Annotated in this window: 4 protein-coding genes; all 4 read left to right on the forward strand. The window is 70.5% G+C overall.

What is annotated here, in order from left to right; genetic code table 11:
- Positions 1-366: 366 nt before the first annotated feature.
- The 4 genes from A6B37_RS05710 to A6B37_RS05725 are packed head-to-tail and all read left to right on the forward strand — an operon-like array spanning position 367 to position 15,150.
- Positions 367-11,520 (forward strand): VCBS domain-containing protein, encoded by an 11,154-nt coding sequence (locus tag A6B37_RS05710; protein WP_111825173.1) that lies wholly within the window; start codon positions 367-369, stop codon positions 11,518-11,520.
- Positions 11,517-13,034, forward strand: coding sequence for a TolC family protein (locus tag A6B37_RS05715; RefSeq protein ID WP_102771128.1), 1,518 nt, complete (start codon positions 11,517-11,519; stop codon positions 13,032-13,034). The genes A6B37_RS05710 and A6B37_RS05715 overlap by 4 nt, the downstream gene beginning before the upstream one ends.
- Entirely contained in the window at positions 13,031-13,813 is a 783-nt protein-coding gene (locus A6B37_RS05720) for an efflux RND transporter periplasmic adaptor subunit (RefSeq protein ID WP_246842378.1), read from the forward strand. Before A6B37_RS05715 ends, A6B37_RS05720 begins: the two co-directional genes overlap by 4 nt.
- 5 nt (positions 13,814-13,818) lie before the next feature.
- Positions 13,819-15,150, forward strand: coding sequence for an HlyD family efflux transporter periplasmic adaptor subunit (locus A6B37_RS05725; protein ID WP_111825174.1), 1,332 nt, complete (start codon positions 13,819-13,821; stop codon positions 15,148-15,150).
- Positions 15,151-15,160 lie beyond the last annotated feature (10 nt).

Consider the following 15,160-nt stretch of genomic DNA (forward strand, 5'->3'; position numbering starts at 1 on the left):
GCAAGCGCTCAGGCGGCGCGCCTAAGGTAACTACAAGTATCTACAGTAAATCTATTTAACTGTGGCGTGCGCCATGGCAACAATCGGTCCCGAGATTTCGTATTTCGGATAGCGCGGGGCAGGCTTTCGCATTATTTTTTCAATTGCAACGAATTAACCGCCGCGTTTCATGACAAATGATTTCTAAATAGCGTGACGGGCCGCCGCGCCGGAGGGGTGCGGCGCAAGCGCCGCAAGCCGGCGGGTCCGCGTTCGGAATAACGACGACAAACCGGGTTCAACGCCAGATCGTTGAGCCGCCTGTTCAGCAATAGCGGCGCAGCGTCGCGGTCCATGCCGGGACATGCATCGAGGAGGAGCAAGGCCATGAGTACTTTGCCGATCTTTCGCCCCATGACCCGGGCACTGGCTCTCGAACCGCGGCTGCTTTACGACGCCGCCGCCGCGGTTGCCGCCGACCGCCAGCAAAGCGACTCGCAGGCCGATCATCCGGACGCGCAGGCCGCCGACGGCGCCGCGCCGGCGGCCGGCAAGAATCTGCTGGTCATCGACGGACGGCTGGCCGGCGCCCAGGCGCTGGCCGACAGCGCCACGCCCGGCACCAAGGTGCTGGTGGTCAACCCCGCCCAGGACGGCATCGCCGCGGTGCGCCAGGCGCTGCAGGCGCTAGGCTCGGTGGATTCGGTGCAGATCCTCAGCCACGGCGCGCCGGGCCAGTTCACGCTGGGCAGCAGCACGCTGAGCGCGCAGTCGGCCGACACGCTGCGCGCGGCGGGGTGGGGCGCTTACCTGAGCGCCGACGCCGACATCCTGCTCTACGGCTGCGGCACGGGCGGCGGCGACAGCGGCCAGGCGCTCATCGGCGCGCTGGCCGGCGCCACCGGCGCGGACGTGGCCGCCTCGACCAACGACACCGGCAGCCCGACCGCGGGCGGCGACTGGGTGCTGGAGGTGCGCACCGGCGCCATCGAAAGCCGGCTGCAGATCGAGGCGTCGGCCCTGGCCGCGTTCGACGGACTGCTGGCCGACGCTACGCCCACGCTGGCCCTGGACGGCAGCGGCGAGGACATCCTGCTGGGCGACACCGCGCAGATACGCGCCGTGATCAGCAACCCCTCCAGCCAGGAGGGCTACGCGCCGTACGTCGACATCCTGATCCCCGTTACCGGCTACGACGGCGACGACGGCGTGAGCTTCGTGTCGGCCAGCACCATGGGCATCACGCTCAACGGTTATGTGGTCACGTTCGGACCCGATGGAACCGCGCAGCATCCGCTGGCGCGCGACGCCAACGGCAATCCGGTGATCCTGCAGGCCTCGCAGTACGGCTACCGCCCGGGCGATCAGCTGGTGGTGCTGGCCTTGCCCTACGCGGGATTCGGCAAGGACCAGCCCTCGATCGAAGTGGACATCACGTTGCGCATGAGTCCGCTGGCCGACGTGAACAAGGACCATAACGTCAGCCTGCGCGCCGGCTTCCAGTACGGCAACGATCCGCTGGACAATCCGCAGCAGGACCCCGCGCTGTTCGAAAGCGGCTGGCATACCTACGCGTTGCGCTCCACGCCGTTCGAAGTGACGCAAACGCTGGACATGACCGAGGGCGAGACGGCCACCGGCGAGAACTACCCGCACACGCTGACCGTGACCGCCACGCCCGCGCCGGGCCAGACGCTGAACAACGTGGTGATCTCGCAGAACCTGCCCGACAGCATCCGGGTGCTGAGCATCGCGCCCGGCGCCGGCGGCATGCTGACCCGCGTCACGCTGGCCGACGGCCGCGTGCTGACCGACACCGCCGCCATCAACGCCGCGCTGGCGCTCAAGCCCTACGTGGCGTCGTACGAGATCACCTATGCGACCCTGGACGCGCCGGCCGACACGCAGGTGCGCTTCTTCGTCGCGCAGGCCACCGCCGACGGCGACCATGTGCTCGATCCCGACACCGGCGCGCCGCGCACGATCGAGGTGCCGAGCGCGACCTCCGTGGGCCGGTGGACGCCGTTGGACCCACGCGACATACCCGCCAACCTGCCGTGGGTGCCCGTGGCTGGGCGCGGCGAAGACGTCAGCTTCGTCGCCAAGTCGGTGGCGCTGCACAAGAGTTCCGCCATAGACGCCGACAACGGCGTGGCCGGCGTCTCGCCCGGCGACGTGCTGAGCTACCGCTACGACGTCACGCTCTCCGATTACTTCGCCATCGGCAAGTCGGCGCTGGGGCAGGGCAGCCTGACCATCACCGACGTGCTGGGAGACGGCCTGAGCTTCACCGGCACGCCGCTCATGACTTTCACCAAGGACGGCAAGCAGTACACCGTCGCGCTGGTCTACACCCTGGGCGACAAGACCGCGGCGGGCACGCAGATCATCTTCGACCTGGCGGCCTCCATCGCCAAGGCCGGGCTGAGCATGGACGCGCTGATCGGCGACATCGCCAGCGACGGCACGCGCCAGTCGGCCACCCGGGCGGTCATCAGCTACCAGGCCACGGTGGACGAGGCCTACCAGGGCGGCTACACGCAGCCCGAGATCAACGAAGGCGACACGCTGCGCAATAGCGCGCTTTTGGCAGGCACCATCATCCAGAGCCGGCTCAACGTCGGGCCGGTGCAGTCCGACGGCTCCAACGTGACCGTGACGGTTCCGAACGGCAACGTGGACATCGGCGTGTTCCAGGTCAACGGCAACACGGTGCCGCCGTCCTACGAATTGCAGCCCGGCGACGTGGTGACCTTCGTGCTGCGCTACGACCTGCAGACCGGCGACTACGAAAACCTGAAGCTGACCGCCTACCTGCCGGCGCCGGTGTTCGACCCCTCCGGCGCCTGGTCGGCCGGCATCGGCGACCACCGCTGGTCGTATGGCCTGGGCGACAGCCATCCGGGCTCGGCGGTCTCGGTCAGCGCGGGCCCCGGCGGCGCGCTGGTATTCGACTTCGGCAGCTTCGCCATGCAGGGCGATCCCGCGGGCCAGAACCGCATCGAAGTGCTGTTCACGCTGCGCGTCAGCAACCAGCCCTTCGCGGACCAGCGCTCCATCACCGTGCTGGGCCAGTCCACGCAACAGACGACCGTGGACCACGCGCCGCTGGTGGACAACGACAACGTGCTGATCCAGTCCGTGGCCGAACCTTCGCTGGCGATCAAGCACGGCGTGGTCGGCGCCACCGGCGGCACGGTCACCGGCGCGACCGGCAGCTGGAACCCGCCGGGCAGCACCGGCGCGGGCTTTAATGGCAGCATCACGGATCTCGCCAGCCTGGAAGGATCGGTCGCCGGAATGGACGGCGGCGACGTGTTGCGCCTGGCCACCGGCATCGAGAACACCGGCGGCGGCGGCGCTTACGATGTCTCGGTCACGCTGCAGATTCCGCCGGGCCTGGCCTTTCTGGGCGGGTCGCTCGACACCGCCAACCTGCGCATCGCGCGCGGCGACGGCACCGTCCTGGTGCTGGGCCGGGACTACAGCGTGTCGGGCGCCACCATCACTTTCCTGGACGCGAACGGACAGCCGACGCTGCTTGCGGGGCGGGTCGGCACCGCCGCCGACGACAGCGGCCAGAACATGGTGGTCATCACCTACGACGTGGTGGCCAGCAACACGCTTGCCGCGTCCAGCACCCTGCAGAGCACGGCGGCGCTGACGCACTACGCCAGCGAGAAGGGCGGCGCGGACTTCACGCCCACCGACCTGACCGACACGGCGGCCGCGCAATCGGCCGCGCCGACCGTCACCGTGCGCTACGCGGGCGGCAGCCTGGACCCGACCGACTCCAGCGCCGCGCATACCGGCGGCAGCAATCTGGTGATCGGCGAGCGCATGCTCTACGACATCGTCGTGACCCTGCCCGAAGGCGGCACGCAGAACCTGCGCCTGTCCGACCTGATCCCGGACGGCTTCGCGCTGGACACCAGCTTCGGCATCGACGGCTACCAGCTGATCACGCAGCTCGCCGCCAGCGGCAGCCTGACGGCGGACTTCGCCGGCGCGGTGACGGTGGCCAGCGTGTCCGGATCGGGCGCCAACGGCGCCGACCTGGTGCTGAGCTTCAGCGCCAGCAACGCGCTGGCGAACAACAACGCGGCCGACAACAGCTTCGTGATCCGCGTGGGCCTGATCGCCACCAACGTGACGGGCAACCAGGCCGGCCGCACCCTGACCAACAACGCCTCGCTGACCTACAGCGACCCGGACGGCGACACGCCCAACGGCGCCACGCCGGTGGACCGCAACGTGGCCGCGACCGGCGGGCTGCCCTCGGCCACCGTCGTCGAACCGACGCTGTCGGTGTCGCACACCGCGGTCACCACCGGTTCTCCCGTGGGCGTGGACCGGGGCGACGAGATCACCTACACCATCACCGTGGGCAACGGCACCGCCTCGACCGACGTGGACGCCTTCGACGTGCGCCTGTCCGACGTGCTGCCCACCGAGCTGAGCGGCGCGCAGATCGTCGGCGTGACGCTGTACGGTGGAGCCACGCTGACGGGCGGCGACTTCGTGATCCAGAACGGCGTGCTGCAGCTGACCGACGGGGCCAAGCTGGATATTCCGAAGGGCGCCACCCTGGTGCTGCAATTCAAGGGCGTGCTCAACGAAACCACCGGCACCTCCGGCAAGGTCGATAACCTGGTCACCGTCCAATGGAGCAGCCTGGACGGCGCCAACAGCGGAGAACGCACGGGCGCCGACGGCGAGCTCGGCACCGGCGCGCTCAACGACTACCGCGTGACCAGCCTGCACAGCGAAGACGTGGCGGCCTCGGGCACCATCAGCCACGTGGGCGGGCTGCCCGACACCGCGGGCGGCACGCCGTCCACGGCCGACCCGCAGGACGTCGCGGTCGGCGAAATCGTGCACTACCGGGTGGCGCTGCTGGTGCCCGAAGGCACCCAGCCCGACGCGTCGATCCGCGTCTACCTGCCGCCCGGGCTGACCTTCATGAACGACGGATCGGCCTTGCTGGGCCTGCTGGCCGACGCGCTCGCCAACGGCTCGCCGGGCCTGACCACAGATCTCGCGGGCCTGTTCGCCTCGGGCAACGCGTATATCGACGGCGGCGTGATGGACGAGGCCAGCACGCTGCTCAACCCCGATCTGTCGGGCGTGGGCCCGCAGGGCGTGCTGAACACCGGCGCCATCGACACCAGCGATCCACGCGTGATCGTGCTGCGGCTGGGCAACCTGGTGAACCTGAACCAGGACGCGGATTTCGAGGGGCTGTACTTCGAGTTCAACGCGCGGGTGGACAACGCCGCCGGCGTGGCGGCCGGCGGCCAGCTGGCCGTGCGGGCCGATTTCCTGAGCGGCGCGGAAGTGCGCTTCGGAACGAACACCATCGTCGAACGCGTGGTGGAGCCGAAGATAGACAACATGCAGAAGTCGGTCACCGGTTTCGACCCCGGCGCCGGCGGCGCGACGGGCCAGGCCAGCTATGCGGTGAGCTTCGGCAATACCGGCACGGCCACCGCCTACGACGTCGTGCTGACCGACACGTTGCCCGCCGGCGGGCAGAATCTCACCGTCACCGGCCTGACGATCGACGGCGTCACCTATGCGCCTGGCGGCTATCCGCCGGGCGTGTCGGTGGTGGTGGACGGCGCCAGCGTCACCCTCAGGCTGGACGCCCTGGCGGCCGGCTCGACGGTCAGCCTCGCCTATGGCGCGCAGCTGCCCAACAACGTGGCGCTGGCCGACACCTCGGCAAACCTGACCTACACCAGCCTGCCGGACAGCTTCCAGAGCTTCGCCGGCACCCAGGTCGGCGCCGCGGGCTCGGTGGGCGGCGAACGCACGGGCAGCGGCGCCGGACCCAACACCTACCTGGACGGCGACGCCGCGGGCCTGAGCCGCGTCGAAGGCACGCTCTGGAACGACACCGACAGCGCCACCGCGTCCACCACGCCGGACGGCCCGGCATTGGCGGACCAGACCGTCACGCTGACCTGGGGCGGGGCGGACAACGACCTGTCCACCGCCGCCGACAACCGCAGCTGGACCACCACCACCGACGCCAACGGCTATTACTACTTCGGCGTGCTGGGCGCGGGCGTGTTCCGCATCGACGCGCCGGCCACCATCACGGTGGCCGGGCCGACCGGCGTGGTGAACGCGCGCATCGACAGCGACGGCGCCTCGCCGAAAGGCCAGGTGCTGGCCAGCTTCGGCGACCTGGGAACGACCGCGGCCGGCAACGTCGGCTACGTCGAGCGCAACGACGGCCCGGTCAACACCGTGCCCGGCGCGCTGTCCGTGAACGAGGACACCGCGCTGGCGATCGCCGGTCTGTCCATCGACGATCCGGATGCCGGCAACGGCGTCATGCAGGTCACCTTGAGCGTGCAGCATGGCGGCCTCACGCTCACGCTGGGCGAGGTCGAGCTGGTGGCGGGCGCGCTCGGTTCCGGCGTGCTGCAGCTGCGCGGCAGCCAGAACGCGCTGAACGCGGCGCTGGCCACGCTGGTCTACACGCCGGGCGCCAACTACAACGGCGACGAACGCCTGACCATCCTGACCGAAGACCTGGGCCAGCGCGGAGACGCCGACGGAGACGGCACGCCCTTCGAAGCGGGCGACGACAACCTCAGCGACACCGATACGGTGGACATCAGCGTGATCGCGGTCAACGACGCGCCCGTGGGCGTGGACGACGCCGACCGCGCCGAGGAGGCCGGCGGCGTGGACAACGACGTGCCCGGCGTCGATCCGGCCGGCAACGTGCTGGACAACGACCTCGACGTGGACATCCAGACCAACGGCGACGTGCTCAGCGTGACCCAGGCCAGCGGCGCCGGCGGCACGGTGACGGTCGATCCGCTGAGCGGCGAGGCCGCGGTGGCGGGGCTTTACGGCACGCTGTACATCAACGCCGACGGCGGCTACCGCTATGTGGTGAACAACCTGGACCCGACCGTCCAGGCGCTGCTGGCCAATAGCCCGGCCCTGACGGACGCGTTCACGTACAACCTGCGCGACAGCGGCGGCCTGGCCAGTTCGGCCCGGCTCGTCATCACGCTGACCGGCGCCAACGACGCGCCCGAGGCGCGGGACGACGCCGGCTCGGCCGAGGAGAAGGGCGGCACGGCCAACGACACCGGCGGCAGCCCCGCCAGCGGCAATGTGCTGGGCAACGACAGCGACGTGGACGCCGGCGACACGCGCAGCGTCACGCAGGCCCGCAATCACACCGGCCCCAGCCCCGCGCCCGCGCAGCCCATCCCGGCCGGCACCACCTCGGCAAACGGCGCGCTGATTGCCGGCCTCTACGGCACGCTGCGGCTGGGCGCCGACGGCAGCTATGTCTACACGGTCAATGACGACAACGCGGCCGTCCAGGCCCTGAACCAGGGCGACGTGCTGCGCGAAACCTTCGACTACGTCGTCACCGACGCGGGCGGCCTGAACGCGCTGGCCTCGCTGGTCATCACCATCCACGGCGCCAACGACAACCCGGTGGCGGCCGACAACCTGGCGCAAGGCTATACCGCCAGCGTGGATGTGGCCAGCAACACCATCACCGGCGTGCCGCGCAATCCGCAAGGCAACGTCATCACCGACCCGTACACCGTCGACGACCCGGCCCTGCTGGACAGCGACGTGGACAACGCCATGGAGACCGCGGCGGTCAACGCCATCGGCGCCGAAGGCGGCCCGCAGGAAGCCGTGGCCGCCGGCGTCGAGAAGACCATCAACGGGCTGTATGGCGTGCTGCGCATCAACAGCGACGGCAGCTACGTCTATGAGATCGACAGCCTCAACGCCACGCTGATCGCGCTGGGCCCCGACGGCACGGTCGACGAGCGCTTCGTCTATGGCCTGCAGGACGCCGACGGCGGCCAGAGCAGCGCGGTGCTGACCATCCGCATCCACGGCGTGGCCGACCAACCGGTGGCCAGCGACATCGTCGCCGTAGCCCAGGAACGCGGCGGCGTCGACAACGCCACGCCCGGGCGCACCGCCACGGGAGACGTGACCGTCAACGACATCGATCCGGACGGCGACGCCCTGGCGGTCACCCAAGTGCGCGCGGGCGCCGAGGCCGACGGCGGAACGATGAGGCCGGTGGGCGCCCCCATCTCCGGCAAGTACGGCACCCTGACCCTGAACAGCGACGGCACCTTCAGCTATGCCCTGAACGAAACCGATCCGCTGGTGCAGGCCCTGCGCACGGCCGGCGACACGCTGGTGGATGTGTTCACCTACACGGTTTCCGATCCCGACAACCTGAGCGACCAGGCCGAGCTGCGCATACGCATCCTGGGCCAGAACGACGCCCCGGTCGCGGCCGACGACGACGGCGCGGCGGTCGAGGCCGGCGGCGCCGCCAACACCTCCGGCGGCCAGGCCGCGCAGGGCAATGTGCTGGACAACGACGGCGACGTGGACGGCGCGGCCTACGGCGAAAAGCTCAGCGTGACCGGCGCGCGCGCCGGCGGCGCGGGCGGCGGCGCCGTGCCGAACGCGGCCGGTCAGGTCATGGTGGTCACCGGCGCCTACGGCACGCTCACGCTGCTGGCCGACGGCACTTATGTGTACGCGGTCGACGACGACAACCCCGTCGTGCAGGCGCTGCCGGCGGGCGCGTCCCTGTTCGAGGACTTCACCTACAAGATCCGCGACGTGGGCGGGCTGGAATCCAGCGCCGTGCTGCGCATCACCATCGCCGGCGCTGACGACGCCCCCCAGGCCGTGGCGCAGGCGATCACGGCCGAAGAGAAGGGCGGCACAAACAACGGCTCCGGCGGGTTGGACCCCAGCGGCAATCTGCTGCCGGCGGCGGGCGCCGATCCGGATACCGGCGACACCCTGCACATCGCCGGCTTCGCCGCCGGCCAGCCCAGGGACGGCGCAGCCATGCGTGCCGCCGGCACGACCCTGCAGGGCCGCTACGGCACCCTGCGCATCGACGCCGACGGCACGTATTCCTATGTGGTGGACAACGCGCTGGCGGCAGTCCAGGCGCTGCGCCTGCCCACCGACACGCTGGTCGAGTACTTCACTTTCCGGCTCAGCGACGCCGCCGGCCTGACCAGCGACGGCCAGCTCACGGTGACCATACGGGGGGCCGACGACGCGCCGGTCGCGAAGAACGATACCGGCAGCGCCAAGGAGGCCGGCGGCACCGACAACGGCACGCCGGGCTCGCCCGCCATCGGCAACGTGCTGGCCAACGACGCCGACGTGGACGCCGGCGACCGCAGCACCGTTTCGGCCGTGCAGAATTCGCAGGCGGCCGCGGGCGCCGTGGGCGGACCCGCCGCGGGCCTGTACGGAACCCTGTACCTGCAGGCCGACGGCTCGTACCGCTACGAGGTCGACGACACGCTGGCGGCCGTGCAGCAGCTGCGGGCGGGCCAGTCGCTGCAGGAGACCTACACCTATATCGTGCGGGACCTGGCCGGCCTGACGCACACCGCGACGCTGACCATCACCATCGCCGGCAGTTACGACGCCCCCGTGGCCAAGGACGACGCGGACACCGCGGTGCCCGCCACGTCGCTGTCGCCGGCGGTGGACGCGGCCGGCAATGTGCTGCCCAACGATACCGACGTCGACGCAGGCGACACCAAGGCCGTCGACGGCATACGCGTGGGCGCCGGCATCGCCGGCTTCACGGCGGTGACGGGCACGGCGCCGCAGCGCATCGACGGGCTGTACGGCTGGCTGGAAATCGCCGCGGACGGCAGCTACACGTATCACGCCGACGAAACCAACGAGGCCGTGGCCGCGCTGGACGCCGGCCAGACGCTGGTGGAGGTATTCACCTACCGCGTGGTCGATGGCGGCGGACTGACCAGCCATGCCCAGCTGAGCATCACCATCCAGGGCGTGAACGATGCCCCGCTGGCCAACCCGGTGGTCGGGGTCGCGGTGGAGCAGGGCGTGCGCGACAACCAGCCGTTCCCCGGCCGCAATCCCGTGGGCGACGTGACGCTGCGCAACTTCGACGCCGAAGGCGAGCCGGTGACGGTGGTGGGCATCCGCACGGGTCCGGCGGCCGGAGGCGGAACCGCCGGCGCCGTGGGCGCCGTGCTGCGCGGCGCCTATGGCGACCTGATCGTCAACGCCGACGGCACCTATTCCTACGTGCTGGACAATTCGCTGCCCGAGGTGGACCGGCTGCGCCTGGCCCACGACACCCTGCGCGATGTCTTCACCTACACCATATCGGACAGCGGCGGCCTGCAGGACAGCGCCACGCTGGTCATCATGATCGTGGGCCAGAACGACGCTCCCGTCGCGCATGACGACGTGGCCGCGGCGGTGGAGGCCGGAGGGCTGAACAACGGCGTGCCCGGCGTGAACCCGGCCGGCAACGTGCTGGCCAACGATACGGACGTGGACGCCGGCGATACCAAGACGGTGATTGGCGTCGGCCTGGGGCCGGCCGCGCCCGGCGCGCTCGGCCCGATCGCCGGCCGGTACGGAACGCTGGTCATGGGCGCCAACGGCCAATACCAGTACGTGGTCGACAACGACAATCCCGTGGTGCAGGCCTTGAGAACCGCCTCCGATACGCTGACGGAGGTGTTCACCTACACCATGCGCGACGCCGACGGCGCGCTGGCCCAGGCCCGGCTGACGGTCACGATCTCGGGCCGCGACGACACGCCGCAGGCGCGCGACGACACGGCCTATGTGGACGACGTTTCCGGCCCGCCGGTGGTGCAGGGCAACGTGCTGCCCAACGACAGCGACGTGGACGGCGGCGACGCGCTTTCCGTGACCGGCATCCGGCCGCAGCAGGAAGGGGCCGCGGCCGGGCAGGTCGGTCAAGCGCTGGCGGGCCGCTACGGCGTGCTCGTCATGAACGCCGACGGCAGCTACCGCTACGAAGTCGACCTGAGCAACCCGGAAGTACAGGCGGCCCGGGGCCGCGGGCCCATCCTGCAGGACCCGTTCATCTACACGATCTCGGACCTGGCCGGCCTGCAATCCGAGGCGCGCCTGACCATCGTCCTGAAGCTCGAAGCCGACTACTTCGCGCCGCCCGCCCCGTATGCGCTGTTCGGCCGCGAAACCGAGCCGGCGTTCCGTTCGGACCTGCAGGTAGACCCCGTGGTCTACGTCACGCCGGCCGTGCGCGACACGCTGGCGTTCGAGCGCTATCTCGACGCCAGCGTGCGCGGGCAGCGGCCGGAGCTGGCCATGCCGCCCGAGATCATGCTGCAGTCGCTGGCCGCGGACCTGGGCCAGGACCACGAGACGCCGCTGACCCGGACCATCCAGGCGCTGCAATGGCAGGCGCGCTACCAGGATGCCTGCCTGCAGACGCGTTACGCCAACGTGTTCCTGTCGGCCGACGGCCTGCTGCGCGACGATTCGGTGTTTACCTACAAGGAGTTGCGCATGCCCGAGGCAGGCAGAAGCGCCGGCGCCCAGGCGCGGCCCGAGCCGCCCGCGCGCGCGGCCCAGTCCTTCAGCGGCCAGATCCGCGCCAACGCCAGCGACGCATGGCGCGAGCGCTGGCTGGCGGCGGAACAACAGAATTCGGTGAAGACGGAAGGGGGAGCGGTATGAAGCGCAAGCTCGTGGTTCGCGCGAATGTGCTGGCGTTGGCCGTGATGGGCCTGAGCGCCTGTTCATCCAGCCAGTTGGCCAGCCCGTATACGCACGATGAAGTCCTGGCGCGTATCGAGCAGGATCGCAAGATGATGTATTCGGACCAGGAACCGATCACGCATCCGATCACTTTCTACGAGGCCTCGGCGCGCGCGCTGAAATACAACCTCGATTACCGCCTCAAGCTGATGGAAAGCGCGCTGTCGCGCAACCTCGTGGACGTGACCCGCCACGAGATGCTGCCCAAGCTGATCGCCTCGGCCGGCTATACCGACCGGTCCAACGACTCCGGCGGCACCTCCATCGGCATCGAGGACGGCGAGGTCAGCCTGCGTCCGTCCACCTCGGAGCAGCGCTACCACCGGCTGGCGGACCTGGAGCTGAGCTGGAGCACCCTGGACTTCGTGGTCGCCTACGAGCGCTCGCAGCAGAAGATGGACCAGGTGCTGATGGCCGAGGAACGCCGCCGCAAAGTGGTGCAGAACGTGCTGCAGGACGTGCGCAACGCCTACTGGCGCGCGGTCGGCGCGCAGCGCCTGATCGCCTCGGTGGACGACCTGCTGGCGCGCGTGCGCACCGGGCTGGACAACGCGCGCGAAGCCGAGCGCCGCGGCCTGCTGCCGCGCCAGGAGGCGCTGGCCTACCAGCGCGCGCTGCTGGACGCCGTCAGCCTGCTGTCCACCCGGCGCCAGGACCTGGAGCTGGCGCGCGCCGAGCTGGCCGCCCTGATGTCGCTGCCGCCCGGCACGGACTTCCAGGTGGCCGACGAGAATCCGCCGCCCATTCCCATGCCCACCATGAACGTTCCCGCGCTGGAGCAGCTGGCGCTGGAGAACCGTCCGGAAATCATGGAAGAGTGGTATCGCAAGCGGGTCACGGACAACGACATCCGCATCGCCAAGGCCGAGCTGTGGCCGCACATCAGCTTCAATGCCGGCGCGCACTACGACTCCAACGAATACCTCTACAACAACAGCTGGTCCTCCGTGGGCGTGCGGGTGTCGTGGAACCTGCTGAGCCTGCTCAAGGGGCCGGCGCTGCAGGCGGCCGGCGAAAACCAGAGCAAGGTCGCCGACCTGCGCCGCCTGGCGCTGTCCATGGCGGTGCTGACGCAGGTGCGCGTGGCCGCCCAGCGCTACTACCTGGCGCGCGAACAGTTCGAGTTCGCCGACCAGAGCTCGCAGGTCGACGGCAGGCTGCGCGACTACGCCGAGGCCAGCGCCAGCATCTCCGCCGATTCCAAGCTGGAATACATCCGCGCCGACGCGCGCTGGCTGCTGTCGCAATACCAGCGCTACGCCGCCTACTCGGATGCGCAGGCGGCCTGGGGACGGCTCTACAACTCCGTCGGCCTGGACGTGATGCCCGACGTCATCGCCAACCACGACGTCGCCACGCTGGCCGCGGAGATCCAGAAGACCATGAACGGCTGGGAGCGCACCACGCTGCTGGCCCAAGGCGAGGCGAAATGATGAAGCTGCCCGTGCCGCGGCCGCGCGCGTTTCTTGCCCTGGTCCTGGCGGCGGCCGGCCTGCCGGCGCAGGCCCAGGACCTGGCGCCGGCCGCCTTGCCCGAACTGTCCAGCGATCCGAACGCCATCCGGGTGTTGCTGGCGGCCGACCCCGAGAGCACGCTGGCCGCGCCGATGGCGGGCCGCCTGCAATCGACGCAGGCGCAGCTGGGCCGCCACGTGGAGAAGGGCGAGGTCGTGTTCCGCCTGGATTGCGAGGAGCCCCAGGCGCGGCTGCGCATGGCCTCGGCCGAACTGGCCGGCGCGCGCGAGAACCTGCGCGCCAAAACCGGGCTGCGCAAACTGGACGCCGCCGGCGACACCGAGGTCGCGCTGGCGCGCGCCGCCGCCGAGCGCGCCGCGGCCGCCCAGGCGCTGGCCCAGGCCCAGGTCGATTACTGCACCGTGGCCGCGCCGTTCTCGGGCCGCATCGCCAAGGTGTACGTGCGTCCCTTCGAAACCGTCAACGCCGGCGCGCCGCTGATCGACCTGGTCGGCGACGGGCCGCCGCGCCTGCGGCTGAACCTGCCGTCGCGCCAGCTGGGCCGGGTCCAGGCCGGCACGGCGTTCCAGCTCAACGTGGTCGAGACCGGCAAGCAATACCAGGCGCGCGTCACCGCGGTCAACGCGCGGGTCGACGCCGTGGCGCAGTCGATCGAACTGGAGGGCAGGGCGGAAGACCCCGGGCGCGAACTGCTGCCGGGCATGAGCGGCATCGCCGATTTCGGCTTTCCCCGGTGAGGCCCATGCAGGACGACATCCTCCTGTTGCTGCAGCTGACGGAAATCGAAGGCCTGGCGCGCCAGGCCGACGACGTGCAGCAGCTGAGCTTTCACGTCGCCAACGACGCGCATCCGCTGCTGAACTACCGGCAGGCCCTGGTCTACGAGGACACGGGCGCCGATTGGCGCCTGCTGAACGTCTCGGGGCTGGTGTCGGCCGACCATGATTCTCCTTACCTGGTGTGGCTGGGGCAGGCGCGCAAATGGCTGCGCGCCCAGGCCCGCGAGGGCCGGGACTGGCTGGAGCCGCCGCCCGCCACGGCGCCCGGCGCCGAACTGGTGGCGCAGGGCTGGCGGGAATGGTGGCCGGCCGGCGCGTGGCTGCTGCCGCTCAAGCGCCGCGACGGCACGCCGCTGGGCTGGGCGGTATACCTGCTGGAACAGCCGCCCACGGCGGCGCACCGCGCCGTCATGGGCCGCCTGGCCCAGAGCTGGTCCTACAGCTGGGAGCTGCTGGCCGGGCGCGCCGGGCGCCGGCCGCGGCGCCGCCGCGCCTGGATGCTGCGGCTGGCGCTGGTGCTGCTGGCGGCCTTGTGCTTTCTGCCGGTGCGCCAGCGCGCGCTGGCCCCGGCCGAAGTCACCTCGCTGGACCTGGAGATGATCAGCGCGCCGCTGGACGGCGTGGTCAAGGCCGTGCACGTGCGCCCCAACCAGGAAGTGCAGGCCGGCCAGTTGCTGTTCTCGCTGGACGACACCACGCTCAGCCACCGCCTGCAGGTCGCCGCGCGCGCGGTGGCCGTGGCCGACGCCGAGTACCTGGCCGCCAGCCAGACGGCGTTTCGCAACGAGGACAGCCGCGCCAGGCTGACCCTGCTGCAAAGCCGGGCCGAAGAGCGGCGCGCCGAGCTGGCCTCGATACGCTCGCAGCTGCAACGGCTGGAGACGCGCGCGCCGCGCGCCGGCGTGGCGGTGTTCGGCGACGCCAACGACTGGATCGGCAAGCCGGTGGCGACGGGCGAACGCATCATGCAGCTGGCCGACCCGGCCAAACCGGCGATGCTGATCCAGCTGCCGGCCTCCGACGCCATCGCGCTGGAAGTCGGCGCGCCGGTCGACCTGTACCTGACCGTGCGGCCGATGCAGCCGCTGCGCGGCAAGATCATCGAAACCAGCTACCAGGCGGCGCTCACGCCCGAGGGCGTGGCCAGCTACCGGCTGCGCGCCAGCGTCGACGCCGGCGAGGAAGCGCGCATCGGCCTCAAAGGCACCGCGCGCCTGGCGGGCGGCCAGTCGGTGCTGGGCTTCGAGCTGATCCGCCGGCCGCTGGCCGCGCTGCGCGCGTTCCTGGGATTGTGAGAGGCCGCCC

Origin of the sequence: Achromobacter sp. HZ01 (assembly GCF_003267925.1) — a bacterium.
Taxonomy (GTDB): domain Bacteria; phylum Pseudomonadota; class Gammaproteobacteria; order Burkholderiales; family Burkholderiaceae_B; genus Achromobacter; species Achromobacter pulmonis_A.